Origin of the sequence: Streptomyces marincola, from assembly GCF_020410765.1 — a bacterium.
GTDB classification, from domain to species: domain Bacteria; phylum Actinomycetota; class Actinomycetes; order Streptomycetales; family Streptomycetaceae; genus Streptomyces; species Streptomyces marincola.
In genome coordinates this window covers 2,715,943-2,736,660 of record NZ_CP084541.1, presented here as the reverse complement: position 1 = coordinate 2,736,660, position 20,718 = coordinate 2,715,943, and the positions used below count along the sequence as shown (strand labels likewise).

20 protein-coding genes are annotated in these 20,718 nt (G+C 73.3%); 11 read left to right on the top strand and 9 right to left on the bottom strand.

Annotation, left to right across the window (positions count from 1 at the left end):
- Positions 1–85: 85 nt before the first annotated feature.
- From LC193_RS11560 to LC193_RS11535, 6 genes are all read left to right on the top strand, one after another.
- Positions 86–1,987: a collagen-like triple helix repeat-containing protein gene (locus LC193_RS11560; RefSeq protein WP_226073824.1), complete on the top strand. Its 1,902-nt coding sequence runs from the start codon at positions 86–88 to the stop codon at positions 1,985–1,987.
- Positions 1,988–2,022: 35 nt separating this feature from the next.
- On the top strand, positions 2,023–2,709 hold the full coding sequence (locus tag LC193_RS11555; RefSeq protein WP_226073822.1) for a response regulator transcription factor: 687 nt from the start codon (positions 2,023–2,025) through the stop codon (positions 2,707–2,709).
- A 90-nt stretch (positions 2,710–2,799) separates the two neighbouring features.
- Entirely contained in the window at positions 2,800–3,840 is a 1,041-nt protein-coding gene (gene galT, locus LC193_RS11550) for a galactose-1-phosphate uridylyltransferase (protein ID WP_226073820.1), read from the top strand.
- Positions 3,840–4,847: a UDP-glucose 4-epimerase GalE gene (gene galE, locus LC193_RS11545; RefSeq protein WP_226073818.1), complete on the top strand. Its 1,008-nt coding sequence runs from the start codon at positions 3,840–3,842 to the stop codon at positions 4,845–4,847. Before galT ends, galE begins: the two co-directional genes overlap by 1 nt.
- Positions 4,844–5,980, top strand: a complete 1,137-nt coding sequence (gene galK, locus LC193_RS11540; RefSeq protein ID WP_226073816.1) for a galactokinase — start codon at positions 4,844–4,846, stop codon at positions 5,978–5,980. The genes galE and galK overlap by 4 nt, the downstream gene beginning before the upstream one ends.
- A 221-nt stretch (positions 5,981–6,201) precedes the next feature.
- Positions 6,202–6,882, top strand: coding sequence for a response regulator transcription factor (locus tag LC193_RS11535; RefSeq protein ID WP_226073814.1), 681 nt, complete (start codon positions 6,202–6,204; stop codon positions 6,880–6,882).
- Positions 6,883–6,951: 69 nt separating this feature from the next.
- Here LC193_RS11535 and LC193_RS11530 read toward each other — a convergent pair whose 3' ends face one another.
- Positions 6,952–7,449: a MarR family winged helix-turn-helix transcriptional regulator gene (locus LC193_RS11530; protein WP_086160113.1), complete on the bottom strand. Its 498-nt coding sequence runs from the start codon at positions 7,447–7,449 to the stop codon at positions 6,952–6,954.
- A gap of 103 nt (positions 7,450–7,552) precedes the next feature.
- On the opposite strand from LC193_RS11530, the gene LC193_RS11525 reads away from it, so the two are divergent.
- Together LC193_RS11525 and LC193_RS11520 are read left to right on the top strand one after the other, a co-directional pair.
- Positions 7,553–8,389 (top strand): methyltransferase domain-containing protein, encoded by an 837-nt coding sequence (locus tag LC193_RS11525; protein ID WP_226073813.1) that lies wholly within the window; start codon positions 7,553–7,555, stop codon positions 8,387–8,389.
- Positions 8,390–8,563: 174 nt separating this feature from the next.
- Positions 8,564–8,965 (top strand): rodlin, encoded by a 402-nt coding sequence (locus LC193_RS11520; RefSeq protein WP_226073812.1) that lies wholly within the window; start codon positions 8,564–8,566, stop codon positions 8,963–8,965.
- A 100-nt stretch (positions 8,966–9,065) separates the two neighbouring features.
- On the opposite strand, the gene LC193_RS11515 is transcribed toward LC193_RS11520, so the two are convergent.
- Positions 9,066–9,743: a TetR/AcrR family transcriptional regulator gene (locus tag LC193_RS11515; RefSeq protein ID WP_086160115.1), complete on the bottom strand. Its 678-nt coding sequence runs from the start codon at positions 9,741–9,743 to the stop codon at positions 9,066–9,068.
- A gap of 7 nt (positions 9,744–9,750) precedes the next feature.
- Positions 9,751–10,713 (bottom strand): acyl-CoA desaturase, encoded by a 963-nt coding sequence (locus tag LC193_RS11510; protein WP_226073811.1) that lies wholly within the window; start codon positions 10,711–10,713, stop codon positions 9,751–9,753.
- 394 nt (positions 10,714–11,107) lie between these two features.
- Between LC193_RS11510 and ppc the strand changes: the two genes are divergently transcribed.
- The 3 genes from ppc to LC193_RS11495 all read left to right on the top strand — a co-directional run bounded on the left by ppc (position 11,108) and on the right by LC193_RS11495 (position 15,312).
- On the top strand, positions 11,108–13,894 hold the full coding sequence (ppc, locus tag LC193_RS11505; RefSeq protein WP_404819392.1) for a phosphoenolpyruvate carboxylase: 2,787 nt from the start codon (positions 11,108–11,110) through the stop codon (positions 13,892–13,894).
- 161 nt (positions 13,895–14,055) lie between these two features.
- Entirely contained in the window at positions 14,056–14,625 is a 570-nt protein-coding gene (locus tag LC193_RS11500; RefSeq protein ID WP_226078557.1) for a GNAT family N-acetyltransferase, read from the top strand.
- Between the two features lie 159 nt (positions 14,626–14,784).
- Positions 14,785–15,312, top strand: coding sequence for a DUF6879 family protein (locus LC193_RS11495; protein WP_226073810.1), 528 nt, complete (start codon positions 14,785–14,787; stop codon positions 15,310–15,312).
- Positions 15,313–15,368: 56 nt separating this feature from the next.
- On the opposite strand, the gene LC193_RS11490 is transcribed toward LC193_RS11495, so the two are convergent.
- The 6 genes from LC193_RS11490 to glmU all read right to left on the bottom strand — a co-directional run bounded on the left by LC193_RS11490 (position 15,369) and on the right by glmU (position 20,614).
- Positions 15,369–15,977, bottom strand: a complete 609-nt coding sequence (locus LC193_RS11490; RefSeq protein ID WP_226073809.1) for a class I SAM-dependent methyltransferase — start codon at positions 15,975–15,977, stop codon at positions 15,369–15,371.
- A gap of 103 nt (positions 15,978–16,080) precedes the next feature.
- Positions 16,081–16,584 (bottom strand): hypothetical protein, encoded by a 504-nt coding sequence (locus LC193_RS11485; RefSeq protein ID WP_226073808.1) that lies wholly within the window; start codon positions 16,582–16,584, stop codon positions 16,081–16,083.
- 55 nt (positions 16,585–16,639) lie between these two features.
- Positions 16,640–17,221, bottom strand: a complete 582-nt coding sequence (gene pth, locus LC193_RS11480; protein ID WP_176582935.1) for an aminoacyl-tRNA hydrolase — start codon at positions 17,219–17,221, stop codon at positions 16,640–16,642.
- A gap of 46 nt (positions 17,222–17,267) precedes the next feature.
- Positions 17,268–17,855, bottom strand: a complete 588-nt coding sequence (locus LC193_RS11475) for a 50S ribosomal protein L25/general stress protein Ctc (RefSeq protein WP_226073807.1) — start codon at positions 17,853–17,855, stop codon at positions 17,268–17,270.
- A 251-nt stretch (positions 17,856–18,106) separates the two neighbouring features.
- On the bottom strand, positions 18,107–19,084 hold the full coding sequence (locus LC193_RS11470; protein ID WP_226073805.1) for a ribose-phosphate diphosphokinase: 978 nt from the start codon (positions 19,082–19,084) through the stop codon (positions 18,107–18,109).
- A 69-nt stretch (positions 19,085–19,153) separates the two neighbouring features.
- Positions 19,154–20,614: a bifunctional UDP-N-acetylglucosamine diphosphorylase/glucosamine-1-phosphate N-acetyltransferase GlmU gene (gene glmU / locus LC193_RS11465; protein ID WP_226073804.1), complete on the bottom strand. Its 1,461-nt coding sequence runs from the start codon at positions 20,612–20,614 to the stop codon at positions 19,154–19,156.
- Positions 20,615–20,718 lie beyond the last annotated feature (104 nt).

Genomic DNA, 20,718 nt, shown 5'->3' with positions numbered 1-20,718 from the left:
GCCGGGCGCCGACCACGCAGAACGACCATCCGCCGTCCGCCACGGAGCGCCGCCTTCCGTGACCGGCCGGGCCAGGGGGAACTCCATGTCACAGCCGCCGCCACCGCCGCAGAACCCGCCGGGACCGCCGCAGCCTGAACCCGGCGGCGGCCCCGCGCCCGCCCCGGGCAGCCCCGCGCCCGCTCCCGCCCCGGGCAGCCCCGCGCCCGCTCCCGGCACGCCGGCGTCCGCGCCGGGCGGTCCCGCGCCCGCTCCCGGCACGCCGGCGTCCGCGCCGGGCGGTCCCGCGCCCGCTCCCGGCACGCCGGCGTCCGCGCCGCCCGCCGTGCCGGGCGGCCTGCCGGGCCAGCCCGGTTACGGCTACCCGCAGCAGGCGTACGGCTCTCCGCAGCAGGGCTACGGCTTCCCGCAGTCCCCGGGCGCCGCGCCCTACCCGTCGCCGTACCAGCAGCCGGGCCTGCCGGGGCAGCCGGGCCCGGCCGCGCCGGGGGGCGCGTTCGGCGCGCCCACCGCGCCGGGGCCCTACGGCCCCGCCACCGGAGGCTTCGCGACGCCGCCGCCCGGCCCCGCGGGGCCCAGGGGCCGAGGACGGCGCGGTGTCGTGCTCGCCGCGGTGGCCGCGTTCGCGGTGCTCGTGGGGGGCGGGGGCGCCGTGTGGCTGCTCACCGGCGGGAACGGGGACAGCCCGGCCCAGGCCGCGGGCGACGGCGCGGACGACGGCGCCGAGGGCGGGGCCCGCGGCGAGGCGGGGAACGGGACGGGGCTGCCGCTGCCCACCGAGGCGATCGACGCGTCCCTGGCCTGGGAGGTGCCCGCGCCCGAGGTCAGCGAGGAGGAGAACATCATCGACGCCAAGGGCACCTGGCTGACCGAGGACGCGTTCGTCCGGGTCACGCCCGACTCGCTGGTGTCCTACGACCTCGCGACGGGCCAGGAGAACTGGAGCCTGCCGTTCGAGTTCTCCGGCGGCGGCTGCCTGCCGTCGAGCAACGTGTCGGACCACCGCGTCGCGCTCCTCCAGGGGCGGGACTGCGAGGTGCTGACCGTGGTCGACATAGCGGCGGGCACGGAGGTCATGAGCATGCAGATCGAGTCGGAGTGGCCGACCTCGGCCGGCTCCGTGCCCGCCATCCTGGGCGACACGGTCGCGGTGGGCACCGGCGTCGCGGGCCTGGGCTTCAGCATCAGCCGGCAGGAGATGATCTGGCAGCCGCCGGCGAACTCCGACTGCCGCGAGTCGGCCTACACGGTCGTGGACGACATGTTCGTCTCGCAGCTGAGCTGCGGTTTCGCCGGGGACGAGGGCGGTTCCATCCGCGCCACCGACGAGAGCGGCGACACCGAGCTGTGGGAGTGGGCCTACGGGCCGACCTACGAGGGCGAGCCGTTCGAGGTCCAGTCGGTCGTCTCCGTCGACCCGCTGGTGGTGACCGCGACGGTGGGCGAGGACTACACGGCGGCCGACCACGCGCGCGTCCTCGTGATCGACGAGAACCACGAGGAGGTCGCGGGCGAACTCGACTACGACCAGGACCGGTACCTGCGACCGTGCGAGACGAACTCGTTCGACAACTGCTGGCTCGGCGTCGAGCACGAGGGGTTCCTCTACCTGCCGAGCAACGTGCCCTACGGCGACAACGCGGTGGAGGCGTTCGACCTGAGCACGGGGCAGCCGCTGTGGGAGGTTCCGGCCATCAACGGCGGTCAGATCCTGCCGTTCGGCGTGCAGGACGGCCAGATTCTGGCCTATCAGGTGGCGAGCGCCGAGCTTGAGGGCATGGTGGTGGCGATCGACCCGGCAACGGAGGAGGTGCGGCCGATCATGGCACTCGACCGGGCGGCCCGCCCCCAGGAGCACGCCCTGATGTCGGGCATCTTCGTGCACGATCAGCACATCATCTGGCGGGACAACACACTGGTGCTGGCCAACCGGTCGTTCTACAGCAGTGATGGGGCGGACGTCCGGTCCGTCCTCGTCTACCGGTAGCGACCCGGGCGGCGACTGCGGTGGCGGGAGACGTGATGAGCGTACGGGTCGTGGTCGTCGACGACAGGAGGCTGGTGGCCGAGGCGCTGGCCTCCGCCCTGCGGGTGCGCGGGCACCGGGTGCTCGGCGCCGGCGCGCCCGCGGGGCGGGGGGCCGACCTGGTCGTCGGCAAGCAGCCGGACGTGTGCCTGCTCGGCTCGCGCGAGCCGGAGGCGCCGGGCGCCCTCGACCCCGTGCGGCGCATCAGGCGCGAGTGCCCGCGGGTCGCGGTCGTCGTGCTCGGTCCCGTGCCGAGCCCGCGGGGCGTGGCGGCGGCGTTCGCGGCGGGCGCGCGCGGCTACGTGCGGCACGACGAGCGGATCGAGGGCGTGGAACGCGCCATGGTGAAGGCCAAGGCGGGGGAGGCGGCGGTGGCGCCGCAACTGCTGCGGGACGCGTTCGCCGAACTGCTGCACCCGCGTTCCGGCGTGGAGGCCGAGGGGGCCAGGCTCGCGGCGCTGCTCACCGAACGCGAGGCCGACGTGCTGGTGCGCATCGTCGAGGGCGAGGACACCCGGCGCATCGCTGCGGGCCTCGGCGTCGCGCCGAGCACGGCGCGCACCCACGTGCAGCGGCTGCTGACCAAGCTCGGAACGGCCTCGCGCCTCGAAGCCGCGGCCCTCGCGGTCCGCACGGGCCTGGCCGACCACCTCGCGGCGCGGGACGGCGCCCGCGGCGCCTGAGCGGCCCGCTTCCCGTCCGTTGACGCGCGGGGCCCCGGTATGCTTCCTTATGTTGGTTTCTGTTGAAGTGCGCTGGATCTGGATTGGGTGATGAAGAGAACCGCAACCCGACTCGCCGACGGCCGCGACCTGATCTACTACGACCTCGCCGACGACGCCGTGCGCGACGCCCCCGACCGCCGCCCGCTGCCGCCCGTCCAGGCGTCCTCGGAGATCAGGCACGACCCGCTGCTCGACGAGCGCGTCGGCTACGCGGCCCACCGCCAGACCCGCACCTACCACCCCCCGGCCGACCAGTGCCCGCTGTGCCCCACGCGGGGCGAGCGGCTGAGCGAGATACCCGCGGACAGCTACGAGGTCGCCGTCTTCGAGAACCGCTTCCCCTCCTTCAGCGGCGCGGCCGGCCGCTGCGAGGTCGTCTGCTTCACGCCCGAGCACGACGCGTCGTTCGCCTCGCTCACCGAGCAGCAGGCCGCGCTGGTGCTGTGGGCCTGGACCGACCGCACCGCCGAACTGTCGCTGCTGCCCGGCGTCGAACAGGTCTACTGCTTCGAGAACCGCGGCGCCGAGATCGGGGTGACCCTGGCCCACCCGCACGGGCAGATCTACGGCTACCCGTTCGTCACCCCGCACACCCGCCGCGCGCTGCGCTCCGTCGCCGCGCACAAGGCCCGCACCGGGCAGAACCTCTACGACGAACGGCTCGCCGCCGAACGCGCCGACGGCCGGCGCGTCGTGCTGGAGACGGCGCACTGGACGGCGTTCGTGCCGCACGCCGCGCGCTGGCCCTACGAGGTGCACCTGTACCCGCGGCGCCGGGTGCCCGACCTGACGGCGCTCGACGACGCGGAACGGGCCGAATTCCCGGGCGTCTACCTGGAGTTGCTGCGGCGCTTCGACCGCGTCTTCGGCCCGGAAGCGCCGCCGACGCCCTACATATCCGGCTGGCACCAGGCGCCGTTCGGCATCGAGGACCGGGAGGACTTCGCGCTGCACCTGGAGCTTTTCACCATCAGGCGCAGCCCGGGCAAACTGAAGTACCTGGCCGGCTCCGAGTCGGGCATGGGCGCTTTCGTGAACGACGTTCTGCCGGAGGCCGCGGCCGACCGGCTCCGAGAGGTGGCGAGCTGATGGGCAAGTACCTGGTGACGGGCGGCGCGGGGTACGTGGGCGGCGTCGTGGCCGCCCACCTGCTGCGCGCCGGGCACGCCGTGACCGTGCTCGACGACCTGTCCACCGGCTTCCGCGACGGCGTGCCGGCCGGCGCGGAGTTCGTCGAGGGCCGGGTCCAGGAGGCGGACAAGCACCTCGACCCGTCGTTCGACGCCGTGCTGCACTTCGCGGCCTGCTCGCAGGTGGGCGAGTCCGTGGCCGACCCCGAGAAGTACTGGCGCAACAACGTCGGCGGCTCGCTCGACCTGCTGCGCGCCATGCGCGACGCGGACGTGCGGACGTTGATCTTCTCCTCGACCGCCGCCGTCTACGGCGAGCCCGAGAGCGTGCCCATCACCGAGGACGCGCCGACCGCGCCCGGCAACCCGTACGGCGCCTCCAAGCTCGCCGTCGACCACATGATCACCGGCGAGTGCGCCGCCCACGGCCTCGCCGCCGTGTCGCTGCGCTACTTCAACGTCGCGGGCGCCCACCTCTCCGACGCCGGCCACCAGGGCGAGCGCCACGACCCCGAGAGCCACCTGATCCCCCTGGTGCTCCAAGTCGCGCAGGGCCGCCGCGCCTCGGTCTCGGTGTTCGGCGACGACTACCCCACGCCGGACGGCACGTGCGTGCGCGACTACATCCACGTCGACGACCTCGCCGACGCCCACCTGCTCGCGCTGGCCGCAGCCCGCCCGGGCGAGCACCTGATCTGCAACCTCGGCAACGGCAACGGCTTCTCCGTCCGCGAGGTCGTCGAGACCGTGCGCCGGGTGACCGGGCACCCGGTGCCCGAGACCCCGGCGCCGCGCCGCGCGGGCGACCCCGCGGTGCTCGTGGCCTCGGCCGACCGCGCGCGCGAACGCCTCGGCTGGCGCCCCACCAGGACCGACCTGGCCGCCATCGTCGCGGACGCGTGGGACTTCGCCCGGCGCGGGGCCGCGGAGCAGGACCGGGAGCAGGACCGAGGAGAGAGCGCGTGACCACGTTCGACGAGCTGTTCGGCCGCGACCCCGAGGGCCTGTGGGCCGCCCCGGGACGCGTCAACCTGATCGGTGAGCACACCGACTACAACGAGGGCTACGTGATGCCCTTCGCGCTGCCGCACACCGTCCGCGCGACGGCGGCCGGGCGCGCGGACGGCCGCCTGCGCCTGCACTCGCTCGGCGTGGAGGGCGGCACCGTCGAGGTGGCGCTCGACGGGCTCGCGCCGGGCGATGTTCCCGGCTGGGCGGCCTACCCGGCCGGCGTCGCCTGGGCGCTGCGCGAGGCGGGGCACGGCATCGGCGGCGCGGACATCCTCTTCGACTCGGACGTGCCCACCGGCGCCGGCCTCTCCTCCTCCGCGGCCATCGAGGTGGCGACGGCGCTCGCGCTCAGCGATCTGAACGGCCTCGGCCTGCCCCCGGACGAGCTGGCGCGCCTCTCGCAGCGGGCGGAGAACGACTTCGTCGGCATGCCCTGCGGCATCCTCGACCAGATGGCGTCCGCCAGTTGCTCGGCCGGGCACGTGCTGCACCTCGACACCCGCGACCTCGGCCGGCGCCAGGTGCCGTTCGCGATGGCCCTCGAAGGGCTGCGCCTGCTGGTCGTCGACACCCAGGTCAAGCACAGCCACGCGGACGGCGCCTACGCCACGCGCCGCGCGGAGTGCGAGGCGGGCGCGGCGGCGCTCGGTGTGCCGTACCTGCGCGACGTGGCGCACGAGAAGTTGGCGGACGCGCTGGGGCGCCTGGAGGACGAGAGCGTGCGCCGGCGCGTGCGGCACGTGGTCACCGAGAACCGGCGCGTGGAGCGCGTCATCGAACTGCTCGACGCCGGCCGGGCCCGCGACATCGGCGCGGTGCTCACCGAGGGGCACGCCTCGCTGCGGGACGACTTCGAGGTGTCCTGCCCGGAACTCGACCTGGTCGTCGAGGTGGCGAACGCCGCGGGGGCGCTCGGGGCCCGGATGACGGGCGGCGGATTCGGCGGCTCGGCCATCGTGCTGGTGGACGAGGACGCGGCGGGCGCGATCGGCACGGCGGTCACCGACGCGTTCGGCGCCGCGGGGTACCGCGCCCCGCGCGTGTTCGAGGCGATCCCCTCGCCGGGCGCCCGGCGGCTCCCGCTGTGATCGCTTCGATATCGCCTCTTCCGCCAAACCGCTTCCCCCGCCGCCCCTCGCCCGTAGTCTGATGCACAGCACCGGTGGGGGCCGGTGCCGATCAGGGGGCAAGAGCGGTGGGTGCGGCGAACCCGGCCACCCGGCCGCGCGGCGGCGGCCGCGCGGTCCGGCGCGGCCGGGGTCATCGGACGTCGCGCCCGCCCGCCCGTTGTCCGAGGCGAGGGGCTGTTGTGGATCGTATTCGGGTGCTGGTCGTCGACGGGCACCGGATTTTCGCCGAGTCGCTCGCCACCGCGCTCACCGCGGAGCAGGACGTCGAGGCGACCGCGGTCGGCAGTGTGCCCGCGGCCCTTCACCTGCTGGAGCGGAGCAAGGGCGGCGGCGACCCGGCGTTCGACGTGCTGCTGCTCGACGCCGACCTGGACGGCGCGGGGCCGGGCGCGCAGTCCCTGCTCGCCGCCGCGCAGGACCGTTTCCCCGGCCTTCACGCTGTCATGCTCGCGGCAGAAGACGACGCGGTCAGGGCCGCGCGCACCCTGGCCGCCGGCGCCTGCGGCTGGGTCGCCAAGGACAGCTCGCTGGCCCGGCTGCTCCAGGTGGTCAGGGGCGTGCTGCGGGAGGAGACCCACGTGCCGCCCGCGCTGCTCACCGGCGTGCTGCGGGAGCTGCGCCGGGACCGGCACCACCGCAGCGAGCAGCAGCGCCTGGTGGAGTCGCTGACCCCGCGCGAACTCGAAGTGCTGCGCTGCATGCTGGCCGGGCTGGGGCGCAAGGCCGTGGCCGAGCGCCTGTTCCTCTCCCCGCACACCGTCCGCACCCACATGCAGAACGTGCTCGGCAAGCTGGGCGTGCACTCCACGCTCGCCGCCGTCGCGCTGGCCCGCCGCGCCGGGGTGCCGCCCGCCGAATGACCGCGCCGGACAAACGCGCCGAATGACCGTGCCGAACGAACGCGCGCCCCGCCGGTGCGGGCCGCGCGGTCAGGTCGGGGTGTTGTCGAAGGGCGCGGTGAGCGCCCGCAGCAGCGCGGCCAGCTCCCGGCGCTGGGCCGTGGTGAGGCCGCCGAGCAGGGCCCGTTCCTGCGTGAGCAGTCCGGCCAGCGCCTCGTCCGCGTGCCGCCTGCCGGTCGCGGTCAGGCTCACCAGGACGCCCCGCCGGTCGCTCGGGTCCGGCTGCCGCTCGACCAGCCCGCGCTTGGCCAGCCGGTCGATGCGGTTGGTCATGGTGCCCGAGGTGACGAGGGTCTGGGTGAGCAGCTGGCCGGGGGACAGCTGGTAAGGGCTGCCGGCCCGGCGCAGGGCGGTGAGCACGTCGAACTCCCACGGTTCGAGGTCGAGCTCGGCGAACGCCAGCCTGCGGGCCCGGTCCAGGTGCCGGGCCAGCCGGCTCACCCGGCTCAGCACTTCGAGCGGCTCCACGTCGAGATCGGGGCGCTCGCGCCGCCAGGCAGCCACCAGCCGGTCAACCTCGTCCTCCATGCCGACAGTCTAGTAGTTCTGTCGACATGAAGTCTCACGACATAAAGTCTCACGAGACCGAGAAACTTGACGCCGAGATAAGATGGCGGCGATCATCCTCCCCATGCCCCCTCCACCCGACCCGGCACCTCCCACCCGGTGGGACCCCGCCCAGTACGAGCGGCACCGCGCCTACCGCGCCAGACCGCTGCGCGACCTGCTCGCCCGCGTGCCCCCGCTGCCCGCCGCGCCGCGCGTCGCCGACCTCGGCTGCGGCCCCGGCCGGCCCAGCCTGCTCCTCACCGAGCGCTGGCCCGACGCCCGCGTCACCGGCTACGACAACTCCCCGGCCATGCTCGCCGAGGCCGCCCGCCACGCCGGCCCGGTGCCGGGCGGCAGCGGCTCGCTCGCCTTCGAGGCGGCCGACCTCGCCGACTGGCGGCCGACCGAGCCGTTCGACCTCATCGCGTCCAACGCCGCGCTCCAGTGGGTGCCGGGACACGTCGGCAGGTTCCCCGACTGGCTCGCGGGACTGGCGCCCGGCGGCGCGCTCGCCTTCCAGGTCCCTGGCAACGCCTCCGCGCCCAGCCACGTCCTGCTGCGCGAGCTGGCCGAGGGCCCGCGCTGGCGCGGGCGGCTGCGCGGCGTCCTGCACGCGAACCCGGTGCTCTCCCCGGCCGGGTACTTCGAGGCGCTGGCCGCGCTCGGCGCCGAGCCGGAAGTCTGGGAGACCGCCTACCTCCAGGTGCTGGCGGGCGAGGACGCCGTGCTCGACTGGGTCAAAGGCACGAGTCTGCGCCCGGTGCTCACCGCGCTCGACGACGACCCCGAGGCGAGCGAGGCGTTCGTCGGGGAGTACCGGGCGGCGCTCGCCGCCGCCTACCCGCGGGGGCCGCACGGCACGCTGTTCCCGTTCCGCCGCGTCTTCGTCGTCGCGCGCGTCCCGGGAGGCGCGCGCTGACCTGCCGCGGGCCCGGCGCGAGCGCGTTCGCGCGGCGCCCGCGTCAACGATGGCCTGAGATGCCACGAGATTGGGCGAATCGGGTGAACGGTGGCAACCGAATCCGGCCGTACGCGTTGTTCAGGGCGCTCCAGTGAACAGGGCACCCCAAGAACCCGGAAGGACAAGCCAGCAATGAAGAAGACGCTTGCCACGGTCGCCGTCGCCGCCTCGGTGATCGGCGCCACGGGCCTCGCCGCCTCCCCCGCCTTCGCCGTCGGCGGCGACGACGAACACGGCACCGCCAACTCCGCGAACGGCAACGGGTCGGTGCAGGCGTACGGCAACACCACCACCGGCGGCTACATGAGCCCGCAGATCGGCCTGATCAACGGCTCGTTCAACAAGTTCTGCGTCCCGATCCAGCAGATCGACGTCCAGGTGCCGATCATCGGCGTCGCCGTGCAGGACCTGCTCAACAGCGAGCCCTCGCAGAACTGCTCGGACTACTCGACGCAGGTCGACGGCGACGACCCGCTGTCGCACGTCCTGTCGGACATCCCGATCCTCTCGGAGAACGGCGTCAGCAGCCACTGAGCGACCGGGCCCGGTCTGCGGACACCGGGTTCTTCGGCCTTCTGACCGGTGTTCCGCACCCGTCGACCCCCTTCCGGGCCCCGCCCGGGAGGGGGTCGCCTCATGTCCTGCGCCGGCCGACCAGCGTCGGCCGGTGCTCCAGGCCCTGAAGGCCGTGCCAGGCCAGGTTCACCAGGTGCGCGGCCACCTCGGCCTTCTTCGGCTTGCGCACGTTCAGCCACCACTGGCCCGTCAGTGCGACCATTCCGACCAGCGCCTGCGCGTATATCGGCGCGAGCTTCGGGTCGTAGCCGCGCCCCTTGAACTCAAGCCCGAGGATGTCCTCGACCTGCGTCGCGATGTCCCCGATCAGGGACGCGAACGTGCCCGTGGACTGGGCCACCGGCGAGTCGCGCACCAGGATGTGGAAGCCGTCGGTGTACTGCTCGATGTAGTCCAGCAGCGCGAACGCCGCCTGTTCGAGCAGCTCACGCGGGTGGCCCGCGGTCAGCGCCCCCGTCACCATCGACAGCAGCCGGCTCATCTCGCGGTCGACCACGACCGCGTACAGCCCTTCCTTGCCCCCGAAGTGCTCGTAGACGACCGGTTTGGAGACCCCGGCCTTCGCCGCGATCTCCTCCACCGACGTGCCTTCGAAACCGCGCTCGGCGAACAGCGTGCGCCCGATGTCCAGCAGCTGTTCCCGGCGTTCTGTGCCGGTCATCCGCCGGCGGGTCCGCCGTACCGCCCGCGCCTGGCGGTCGCTGCCACTGTCCTTGGATGCCTTGTCGGTCGCCACACCCCCATCATGCCGCGTGGACGCCGGTCGGTTCTTTCCGGTTTTCCCGCCGCCCCGCGCCCGCGTCGTTCCGCCGGGCGTCGAGCCGCGCCTGCTTGGGCCACCGCACGTCCCAGGCCCAGCCTGCCTTCTCGAACCAGCGGATCAGGCGCGCGCTTGAGTCCACCTGCCCGCGCTGGACCCCGTGCCGCGCGCAGGTCGGGTCGGCGTGGTGCAGGTTGTGCCAGGACTCGCCGCAGGAGAGCACCGCGAGCCACCACACGTTCCCCGAGCGGTCCCGCGACCTGAACGGCTGCTTGCCCGTCGCGTGGCAGATGGAGTTGATCGACCACGTCACGTGGTGCAGCAGCGCCACGCGCACCAGCGAACCCCAGAAGAACGCGCTCAGCGCCCCCTGCCACGACCACGTCACCAGCCCGCCGATCAGCGCGGGCGCCGAGAGCGACACGAGGGCCCACAGCAGGAACTGCCGGGAGATCCGCCGCAGGTCGGGGTCCTTGATCAGGTCGGGCGCCCAACGGTGCTGCGGCGTCTGCTCCTTGTCGAACATCCACCCCATGTGCGCCCACCACAGGCCCTTGAGCAGGGCGGGCACGGTCTCCCCGTAGCGCCACGGCGAGTGCGGGTCGCCCTCGGCGTCCGAGTGCTTGTGGTGCTTGCGGTGGTCGGCGACCCACCGCACCAGCGGGCCCTCGACGGCCATCGAGCCCGCGATGGCCAGCGCGATCTTGAGCGGGCGCTTCGCCTTGAACGAGCCGTGCGTGAAGTAGCGGTGGAAGCCCACGGTGATGCCGTGGCAGCCGATGAAGTAGAAGGCGACGAGCAGGCCCAGGTCCAGCCAGCTCACCCCGCGGCCCCAGGCCAGCGGGACGGCCGCGACCAGCGCGACGAACGGGACCACGATGAACAGCAGCAGCGTGACCTGCTCGATGGAACGGCGCTGCTCGCCCCCCAGCGTTCCCGACGGCATCGGCTCCCCGGCCGTTACGGGGCGCGGGGCGGGCACCACGCCGGCGGGCGAGCCGGGGGAGCGGGCGGCGCCGGACGAAGAGGCGGGGGCACCGGCGGGGACACCGGCGGGCGCGGACGTGCGGGGAGATCCGGGAGATCCGGAAGACCCGGAAGATGTCGACATGAGCGGTTCCTCGGGAGGTGCATGCTGTGGTGGGTTCCGGCCACCTACGGGACCGTAACCTACGGCATCGTAAGTATCGCAGTTCCTCTTCCGGCCACGAGCTCCTCGCTGCCGGTCGGCGGCGATGTGACCCTGCCGTAGCCCGCCCTCACTACGATGGGGCGTGTCGGACAGTGCGGTCCGCTACGTGCCAACGACCAGCCACCCGAGCCCGCCACGAGGAGCCGCCGTGAGCAGTCCCGACAGCCTGAGCCACCCCAAGCCACCGAGCACGGCCGAGGTACCGGACGCCAAGGGAGCACCGGAGAGCAGCAGCGCGCTGCGCGCGGACATCCGGCGCCTTGGCGACCTGCTCGGCGAGACCCTGGTACGGCAGGACGGCCCCGAGCTCCTCGACCTCGTCGAACGGGTGCGGGCGCTGACCCGCAGCGACGGCGAGGCCGCGGCGGCCCTGCTCGGCGAGACCGACCTGGCCACCGCGGCCAAGCTGGTGCGGGCCTTCTCCACCTACTTCCACCTCGCGAACGTCACCGAGCAGGTGCACCGCGGCCGGGAGCTGCGCGAACGCAGGGCGGCCCAGGGCGGGGAGCTGTCGCGCACCGCCGACATGCTGAAGGACGCGGACCCGGGGCACCTGCGGCAGACCGTCGCCAAGCTGGGCGTGCGGCCGGTGTTCACCGCCCACCCCACCGAGGCCGCGCGCCGTTCCGTGCTGACCAAGCTGCGCAAGATCGCCGAGCTGCTCGACCACCCGGAGTCCGAGCACGGCGGCGACCGCAGGCGCACCGACCTGCGGCTGGCCGAGAACATCGACCTCATCTGGCAGACCGACGAACTGCGCGTGGCCCGGCCCGAGCCCGCCGACGAGGCGCGCAACGCCGTCTACTACCTCGACGAGTTGCACGCGGGCGCCGTCGGGGACGTGCTTGAGGACCTGGCCGCCGAGCTGGAACGGGCGGGCGCCGCGCTGCCCGCCGGCAGCAGGCCGCTCACGTTCGGCACGTGGATCGGCGGCGACCGCGACGGCAACCCGAACGTCACCCCGAACGTGACGTGGGACGTGCTGCTGCTCCAGCACGAGCACGGCATCGAGAGCGCGCTGCGGCACGTCGACGAGCTGCGCGGCGCGCTGTCCAACTCCATCCGCAACTCCGGCGCCTCGCGGGAACTGCTCGACTCGCTCGAACGCGACCTCGCGGCCCTGCCCGAGATCACGCCGCGCTACAAGCGGCTGAACGCGGAGGAGCCCTACCGGCTGAAGGTCACCTGCGTCCGGCAGAAGCTGGTCAACACCAGGGCCAGGCTCGCGGACGACGCGCCGCACGTGCCCGGCCGCGACTACCTGGGCACCGGCGAGCTGCTCGACGACCTGCGGCTGGTGCAGACCTCGCTGCGCGAGCACCGCGGCGGCCTGGTGGCCGACGGCCGCCTTGAGCGGGTGATGCGGACGCTGGCCGCGTTCGGGCTCCAGCTGTCCACGATGGACGTGCGCGAGCACGCCGACGCGCACCACCACGCGCTCGGCCAGCTGTTCGACCGGCTGGGCGAGGAGTCGTGGCGGTACGCGGACATGCCGCGCGAGTACCGCACCAAGCTGCTGGCGAGGGAGCTGCGTTCGCGGCGCCCGCTGGCCCCGACCCCGGCGCCGCTGGACGCGGCGGGCGCCAAGACGCTCGGGGTGTTCTCGACCGTGCGGCGCGCGCTCGACACGTTCGGGCCCGAGGTCATCGAGTCCTACATCATCTCGATGTGCCAGGGCGCGGACGACGTGTTCGCGGCGGCCGTTCTGGCCCGCGAGGCCGGCCTGGTCGACCTGCACGCCGGCTGGGCCCGCATCGGCATCGTTCCGCTGCTTGAGACCACGGACGAGCTGCGCATCGCCGACGAGCTGCTGGACGCGATGCTCTCCGACCCCTCCTACCGGCGCCTGGTGTCGCTGCGCGACGACGTGCAGGAGGTCATGCTCGGGTACAGCGACTCCTCCAAGTTCGGCGGCATCACCACCTCGCAGTGGGAGATCCACCGCGCGCAGCGCCGCCTGCGCGACGTCGCGCACCGGCACGGGGTGCGGCTGCGGCTGTTCCACGGCCGCGGCGGCACCGTCGGCCGCGGCGGCGGGCCGACCCACGACGCGATCCTCGCCCAGCCCTGGGGCACGCTTGAGGGCGAGATCAAGGTCACCGAGCAGGGCGAGGTCATCTCCGACAAGTACCTGGTGCCCTCGCTCGCCCGCGAGAACCTGGAGCTGACGGTGGCCGCGACGCTCCAGGCGTCCGCGCTGCACACCGCGCCCCGCCAGTCCACGGAGGCCCTGGCCCGCTGGGACGCCGCCATGGACACGGTCTCGGAGGCGGCGCACACCGCCTACCGGAAGCTGGTGGAGGACCCGGACCTGCCGGCGTACTTCTTCGCCGCCACGCCCGTGGACCAGCTCGCGGACCTGCACCTCGGCTCCCGGCCCTCGCGCCGCCCGGACAGCGGCGCGGGCCTGGACGGGCTGCGCGCCATCCCGTGGGTGTTCGGCTGGACGCAGTCCCGGCAGATCGTGCCCGGCTGGTTCGGCGTGGGCTCGGGGCTGCGGGCGGCCCGCGAGGCCGGTCTCGACGACGTGCTCGGGGAGGCGTTCGAGCACTGGCACTTCTTCCGCAACTTCCTGTCGAACGTCGAGATGACGCTCGCCAAGACGGACCTGCGCATCGCCAGGCACTACGTGGAGACGCTGGTGCCCGAGGACCTGCGGCACGTCTTCGCCACCATCGAGGCGGAGCACGCGCTGACGGTCTCGGAGGTGCTGCGCATCACCGGCGAGCACGAACTGCTCGACGCGAACCCGGCGCTCCAGCGCACGCTGCGCATCCGGGACGCCTATCTCGACCCGATCTCCTACCTCCAGGTGACGCTCCTGCACCGGCAGCGGGAGGCCGCGGCGCGCGGCGAGGAGCCCGACCCGCTGCTGTCGCGCGCGCTGCTGCTGACGGTCAACGGCGTCGCCGCCGGCCTGCGCAACACCGGCTGACCCACCCCCACCGCCCGCCCCCCGGCCCTCGGGCCGGGGGGCGGGCGGTGCCGGGGGTGCCGGAGGGAGGTCCGGTCAACCCGACCGTGCGCCCGGGAACCACACGCCGAACCACTGCGCGGCGCCGTCCCTTCCCGCCATGAGGAGGCAGCGTGTTCGCCATGCGCCCGGCGACAGCCGATGACGTCCCCGCTGTCGAGAAGGTGATTCTCGCCCGCTCCGGTTGGCTGGAGGAGCACGGGCTCCCGAGTTGGCGGGGGAACGCGGCCCAACTCGCGCGCCAGGCGGAGAACGCCGAGGGTGACGTGTGGGACCTTGCCGAGGATGACGGGCGCGTCATCGGGTGCACCACCGTTCAGGAACAGACTCCCCCGTGGGGCTGGACGGAGGAGGAGCTGAACGAGTCGGCTCACTACCTGTACTCGACCGTCACGGACCCCGCCTACCGCGAGATGAAGCCGGGAACCGTGATGGCGCTCTGGGCTGTGAACCGGGCAGCGGGTCAGGGGCGCACATGGGTTCGCCGTGGCTGCCACTTTCCCGGGCTGGTGAGGTACTACGAGACCCAAGGGTTCGAGCTGGTGCACGAAGTGCAGCGCACGCGCACCAAGGTCTACCTCATGGGCCGCCGAGCCGAGCGCATCACGGATCTGGAAGAACGATGCGAGGCGCTGTCGGGACCCCGCTCGAATCCCCGCACGAGCGTTTGGCCCCTCATGCTCCAGCTGTGAATCGTGATCTTCATGGTCCTCGAAGACCTCGGTGTCGCAGAGGAACCTTGGCCGTGACGATGCGGATGCCCCTTGTTACTCGTGGTGAGAGCCGGAAGAATCGGACGCGGCACGGGCCCAGGAGGGGGATCCCCGTCGAGACCATCCGGAAGGCAGGACGTGGCGACATCGACCAAGACGCTGGGGGACTGGTTCAAGGACTTCGACCGGGAGGCGTTCCGGCTGGAGACCTGGGACGACTACAGCAAGTCCGGTGGCGTTGCCGCCTATCAGGCGTTCCTCGCCGGCGAGCCGCAGCCGGAGGAGTACAGGACGGCCGGGTGGGTGACCACCGTCGGGAACGCGGTCGCATCGGGCAAGCGCGTCTACCGCGTCCACATCCTCGCCCGCCCGCTCACCGACTACCTGCGGTTCGAACTCTCCTGGGGCTACCGGCGCAATCAGCAGGCCGGGGAGGAGTTCTTCATCCTGGACACCACGGGCCAGGGGAACCCGATCCCTGACGCCCCGGACTTCTGGCTGTTCGACGAGCGGGTCGTCGGTGCCATGAACTACGACGCCGAGGGCGCCTACCTGGGCGTCGACTTCCTCGAAGGCGATCAGGTGTCCCGGTTCCTGGCGTACCGGGACACGGCGCTGGCGCGGGCCGTGCCGTTCTCCGCGTGGTGGGACGAGCACGGCGAGTGAACGCCCCGGCCCGCGCCGGGGCCGGGGGCTGGGGGGCCGGGGCTTGAGGCGGCGGGTCAGGGGAGGCGCTGGGCGCGGAGCACCGTGTCGTGGGTGTGGTGGGTGCCCGGCGGAGCGGGGCGGTTGCGGGGGCGGGTCTCGTCGACCAGGACGGTCCAGCCCTCGCCGAGGAGCCCGGCGATCTCGGCCGGCTGGTAGAAGGCGTGCGGGTCGAGGTCGCCCTCGGCGCGCGGGGGCAGGTCGGCGAGGTCGTGGCCGGTGAACAGCAGGGTGCCGCCGGGCGCGACGGCGTCGAGCAGGCCGCGCAGACCGGAGTGGTCCGCTCGGCGCGGCAGCGGGAGGTAGTGGACGGACACCAGGTCGAACGCGTTCGCCGGGGGCCGCGTGACGGTCAGGTCGGCCCGCGCCCACGCCATGCCCTCCGCGAGGCCCGCGGCCTCGGCGGCGCGGGCGGCGCGCCGCAGGGCGACCTCGGAGATGTCGACCGCGGTGACCCGCCAGCCCTGCCGGGCCAGCCAGAGCGCGTCGCCGCCCTCGCCGCACCCGACGTCGAGCGCCTGCCCAGGCGGCAGGCCGGTGATCTCGGTGACGAGCACTTCGTTGGGCTCGCCGCTGAACATCTGCTCGCGGCTGCGGTACCGCTCGTCCCAGAACTGGGCGTCCATGGTTGCCTCCTCGCCAGTGACCGGCTGTGCCCCCAACGTGCCCGAGCGCGGGGCGAGTCGGCAAACTTCGTTGCGGAACCGGCAATACGCGGGGCGCGCGGCCTCAGATCCACAGGGCGAACGTGGCCGCGAGCAGCGCGAGCGCGGCGGCGGCGACCGACAGCGCGGTCCTGGCCATGCGCAGCGCGCCGCCGATCACGACGGAGGCCAGCAGCAGCGCCCCGAACAGCGGCAGGCAGCCGTACAGCGCGCCCGCCCACCCGGTGCGCACCACCTCGCCCTCGCCGTCGGGCACGAGCGCGACGGCGAGGCGTTCGCCCTCCTGCCTGGCCACCGGCTGCGGGAGGACGACCGTCCGCCCGGTCGCGTCGAACGGCCCTTCGCACGCCGTGCGGTCGCAGTCGGCGAGCAGCATGGTGCCGCGTTCGCGCCCGTCGGTGAGCACCGAGTGCCGCGCGCTGTCCCACGCGGCCAGCGCGCCGGCGCCCACGAGCAGCAGGACCAGCAGCCACACGGCGATCACGCGGGCCAGCAGCAACGCGCCGTAGGCGCTCTCCCCGGCCCTGCGGGCCCGGCTGCGCTTCACGGTGGGGGACGCGGACGGCATGCCGCAGATCCTTGGCCACGGCCTTGCGCGCGGTCAACCCTGGCGGCGGTGCCCGTCAGCCGTTGTAGGCGCTCTGCGCGCGTTCCAACCCCTGGGTGACCAGGGCCTCCGCGGCGTCGGCCGCGCGGTCGACGAAGTAGTCGAGTTCCTTGCGCTCGGTGCTGGAGAAGTCCCGCAGCACGAACGTGGCCACGTCCATGCGGCCGGGCGGGCGGCCGACGCCGAAGCGCACCCGGAAGTAGTCGCGGCCGAGCGAGGCGGTGATCGACTTCAGGCCGTTGTGCCCGTTGTCGCCGCCGCCGCGCTTGAGCCGCAGCACGCCGTACCCGATGTCCAGTTCGTCGTGGACGACGACGAGGCGTTCGGGCGGCACCCGGTAGAACGTGGACAGGGCGGTCACCGGCCCGCCCGAGACGTTCATGAACGACATCGGCTTGGCGATGACCACCCTCGGCCCGCCCCCGCCGGGCGGGCCGAGGCGCCCTTCGAGCACCATGGCCCGGGACTTGTGGGTCTTGAACGTGCCGCCGACGCGGTCGGCGAGGAGGTCGGCCGTCATGAAGCCGACGTTGTGCCGGTTGCCCGCGTACTGCGGCCCCGGGTTGCCGAGGCCGACGATCAGCCAGGGTTCGTCCACGTTCCCGCCCTCCACGTCAGCGTTCCCGCCAGCCGGCCTTCCGGCGTCAGGCGGTGGCCTCTTCCGACTCCGCGGCGCCGGCCTCGGGCTCCTCGGCCTGCGGCTGGAGCACCTGGACGACGACGTCCTCGGGGTCGACGGCGAGCGAGACGCCCGACGGCAGGGTGACGTCCTTGGCGAGCACCGAGGCGCCCGGCTCAAGGCCCTGGACGGACACCGAGACGGACTCGGGGATGTGCGTGGCCTCGGCCTCGACCGGCAGGGCGTTCAGGACGTGCTCCAGAACGCCGCCGCCCGGGGCGAGTTCGCCCTCGACCTGGACCGGGATCTCGACGGTGACCTTCTCGCCGCGCTTGACGGTCAGCAGGTCGATGTGGACGAGGAAGCCGCGGATCGCCTCGCGCTGCACGGCCTTGGGGATCACCAGCTCCTGGCGGCCCTCGACGTCCAGGGTGATCAGGACGTTGGGGGTCTTGAGGGCCATCATCAGCTCGTGGCCCGGCAGGGTCACGTGCACCGGCTCGGCGCCGTGGCCGTAGATGACGGCCGGGACCCGGCCGGCGGCGCGGACGCGGCGCGCGGCGCCCTTGCCGAACTCGGACCTGGGCTCGGCGCTGATCTTCACATCGGACATGGTGCTGCACTCCTTCACGGGCACTTCTCGGAAAGCTCTCCCGGACGCCGTGCGCGGGCCCGGAGGAGCGGTGGACCGGATGATGCGGTCTCGGCGTCACCCGGCCCGGAGAGGACCTGCCACAAGGAGCGCGTCGATAACGGATGAGCCCCGTGGGCCCTCCCTCGCCGAGCAACCCCGCGAGTGTACCCGGCGGCCGGCCCGCCGGCCCAAACGGGCGCCCGCCGGCCGGTCCGCCGCGCCCGCGCGCGTTACGCGTCGCCCTCGAAGAGGCTGGTCACCGAGCCGTCCTCGAACACCTCGCGGACCGCGCGCGCGATCGTCGGGGCCATCGAGAGGACCGTGACCTTGTCCAGGGCGACCTGCCCGGGAGTGGGCAGCGAGTTGGTGAAGATGAACTCGCTGACCTGCGAGTTCTTCAAACGGTCGGCGGCCGGGCCCGAGAGCACGCCGTGCGTGGCCGCGACGATCACGTCCTCGGCGCCGTTCGCGAACAGCGCGTCCGCCGCCGCGCAGATCGTGCCGCCGGTGTCGATCATGTCGTCCACCAGCACGCACACCCGGCCGCGGACGTCGCCGACGACCTCGTGCACCGTGACCTGGTTGGCCACGTCGGGGTCGCGCCGCTTGTGCACGATGGCCAGCGGCGCGGCGAGCCGGTCGGCCCACCGGTCGGCCACGCGGACCCGGCCCGCGTCCGGGGAGACCACGGTCAGCTTCTCCCGGTCGACCCGGCCCGCGATGTAGTCGGTCAGCACCGGCAGCGCGAACAGGTGGTCGACGGGCCCGTCGAAGTAGCCCTGCACCTGGTCGGCGTGCAGGTCCATGGTGATGATGCGGTCGGCGCCCGCCGTCTTGAGCAGGTCGGCCATCAGCCGCGCCGAGATCGGCTCCCGGCCGCGGTGCTTCTTGTCCTGCCTGGCGTACCCGTAGAAGGGGATGATCACGGAGATGCTGCGCGCGGAAGCCCGCTTCAGCGCGTCGATCATGATCAGCTGTTCCATGATCCACTTATTGATCGGCGCGGTGTGACTCTGCATCAGGAAACAGTCGGCACCGCGCACCGACTCCTGGAAGCGCACATAGATCTCGCCGTTCGCGAAGTCCCTCGCCTTGGTGGGGACCAGGCCGACACCCAATTCGGCGGCGACCTCCTCCGCCAGCTCCGGGTGCGCGCGGCCGGTGAAAAGCATCAGTTTCTTCTCGCCGGTCGTCTTGATCCCGGTCACAGTCCGTCTCCTTGCCATCCGCGTCGGCGCTCGTTCACCCCACCGGGGCACCTCTACGGTACGCGCTTATCACTCTTCCTCGGACGTGTGCTTCGTCGCAGCTAGAGCAGCATCGGCCGCCTGCGCCGCCGCCGAGCCCGGGCGCTTGCGCGCGACCCAGCCCTCGATGTTCCGCTGCTGGCCCCTGGCTACGGCGAGTGATCCCGGAGGCACGTCGCGCGTGATGACCGAGCCTGCCGCGGTGTAGGAGCCGTCTCCCACGGTGACCGGTGCCACAAACATATTGTCCGAACCCGTCTTGCAGTACGAACCAATCGTCGTGTGGTGCTTCGACTCTCCGTCGTAGTTGACGAACACGCTTGCCGCACCGATGTTCGTGTGATCGCCGATGGTGGCGTCCCCGACATACGACAGGTGCGGGACCTTCGTTCCCTCACCGATCGTCGAGTTCTTCATCTCCACGAAAGTCCCGGCCTTCGCGTCCGCCCCGAGAACCGTGCCCGGGCGCAGATACGCGTACGGCCCGACGTTCGCGCCGGGGCCGATCCGCGCGCCGTCGGCCACCGTGTTGCCCACCACGGCGCCCGCGCCGACCACCGTGTCCTTCAGCCGGCAGCCGGGGCCGACCTCGGCACCCGCCGCCACGTGCGTGGCGCCGAGCAGCTGCGTGCCCGGGTGCACCAGCGCGTCCGGCTCGAACGTCACCTGCGCGTCGATCCACGTCGTCGCCGGGTCGACCACCGTCACCCCGGCCAGCATGGCGCGTTCCAGCAGCCGGTCGTTGAGCATCCGCCGGGCCTGCGCAAGCTGCACCCGGTTGTTGATGCCGACCAGCTCCCGGTGGTCGGCGGCCCGCTCCGCGCCCACCCGGTGCCCCGCGTCCCGCAGGATGCGCAGCACGTCGGGCAGGTACTCCTCGCCCTGGCTGTTGTCCGTGCCCACCTGCCCGAGCGCCTGCGCGAGCAGACGGCCGTCGAACGCGAACACCCCCGAGCTGACCTCGCGCACCGCCAGCTGCGCCTCCGACGCGTCCCGGTGCTCGACGATCTCGGCCACCGCGCCGTCCGGGCCGCGCAGCACCCGGCCGTAGCCCGTCGCGTCGGGCAGCTCCATCGTCAGCACGGTCACCGCGTTGCCCTGCTCCTGGTGCGCGGCGGCCAGCGCCCGCAGCGTCCCGGGCGTCTGCATCGGAATGTCGCCGCACGTCACCAGCACCGTGCCCGCCAGGCCCTGCCCGCCGTCCAGTGCCTGGAGCCCGGCCCGCACGGCGTGCGCGGTCCCGCGCTGCTCGTGCTGCACCGCGGTGCGCGCCGCCGGGTCGGCCTCGGCCAGGTGCGCGGCGACCCGCTCGCGGCCGTGGCCCACCACCACGACCAGTTCCTCCGGCTCCAGTTCACGGCACGCGGTCACGACGTGCCCGAGCAGCGAACGGCCGCAGATGTCGTGCAGCACCTTGGGCGTCGCGGACTTCATGCGGGTCCCCTCACCCGCTGCGAGAACGATGACGGCTGCCGGGCGGATGAAGCTCACGAGTTTCGCGTCCTTCGGTCCAGGGATCGGGACTCCCGAGGATACCGACGCCGCCGTGCGCGCCCCTGTCCGCCGCCGTGCGCGCCCCTGTCCGCCGCCGCGCC

Excerpts from the sequence above, each read along its gene's own strand:
- LC193_RS11475 (WP_226073807.1), bottom strand. The coding sequence starts at position 17,855 with ATGTCCGATGTGAAGATCAGCGCCGAGCCCAGGTCCGAGTTCGGCAAG.
- LC193_RS11510 (WP_226073811.1), bottom strand. The coding sequence starts at position 10,713 with ATGCCGTCGGGAACGCTGGGGGGCGAGCAGCGCCGTTCCATCGAGCAG.
- galT (WP_226073820.1), top strand. The coding sequence starts at position 2,800 with ATGAAGAGAACCGCAACCCGACTCGCCGACGGCCGCGACCTGATCTAC.
- LC193_RS11560 (WP_226073824.1), top strand. The coding sequence starts at position 86 with ATGTCACAGCCGCCGCCACCGCCGCAGAACCCGCCGGGACCGCCGCAG.
- LC193_RS11490 (WP_226073809.1), bottom strand. The coding sequence starts at position 15,977 with ATGGACGCCCAGTTCTGGGACGAGCGGTACCGCAGCCGCGAGCAGATG.
- LC193_RS11520 (WP_226073812.1), top strand. The coding sequence starts at position 8,564 with ATGAAGAAGACGCTTGCCACGGTCGCCGTCGCCGCCTCGGTGATCGGC.
- LC193_RS11485 (WP_226073808.1), bottom strand. The coding sequence starts at position 16,584 with ATGCCGTCCGCGTCCCCCACCGTGAAGCGCAGCCGGGCCCGCAGGGCC.
- LC193_RS11500 (WP_226078557.1), top strand. The coding sequence starts at position 14,056 with ATGCGCCCGGCGACAGCCGATGACGTCCCCGCTGTCGAGAAGGTGATT.
- LC193_RS11555 (WP_226073822.1), top strand. The coding sequence starts at position 2,023 with ATGAGCGTACGGGTCGTGGTCGTCGACGACAGGAGGCTGGTGGCCGAG.
- galE (WP_226073818.1), top strand. The coding sequence starts at position 3,840 with ATGGGCAAGTACCTGGTGACGGGCGGCGCGGGGTACGTGGGCGGCGTC.
- LC193_RS11525 (WP_226073813.1), top strand. The coding sequence starts at position 7,553 with ATGCCCCCTCCACCCGACCCGGCACCTCCCACCCGGTGGGACCCCGCC.
- LC193_RS11530 (WP_086160113.1), bottom strand. The coding sequence starts at position 7,449 with ATGGAGGACGAGGTTGACCGGCTGGTGGCTGCCTGGCGGCGCGAGCGC.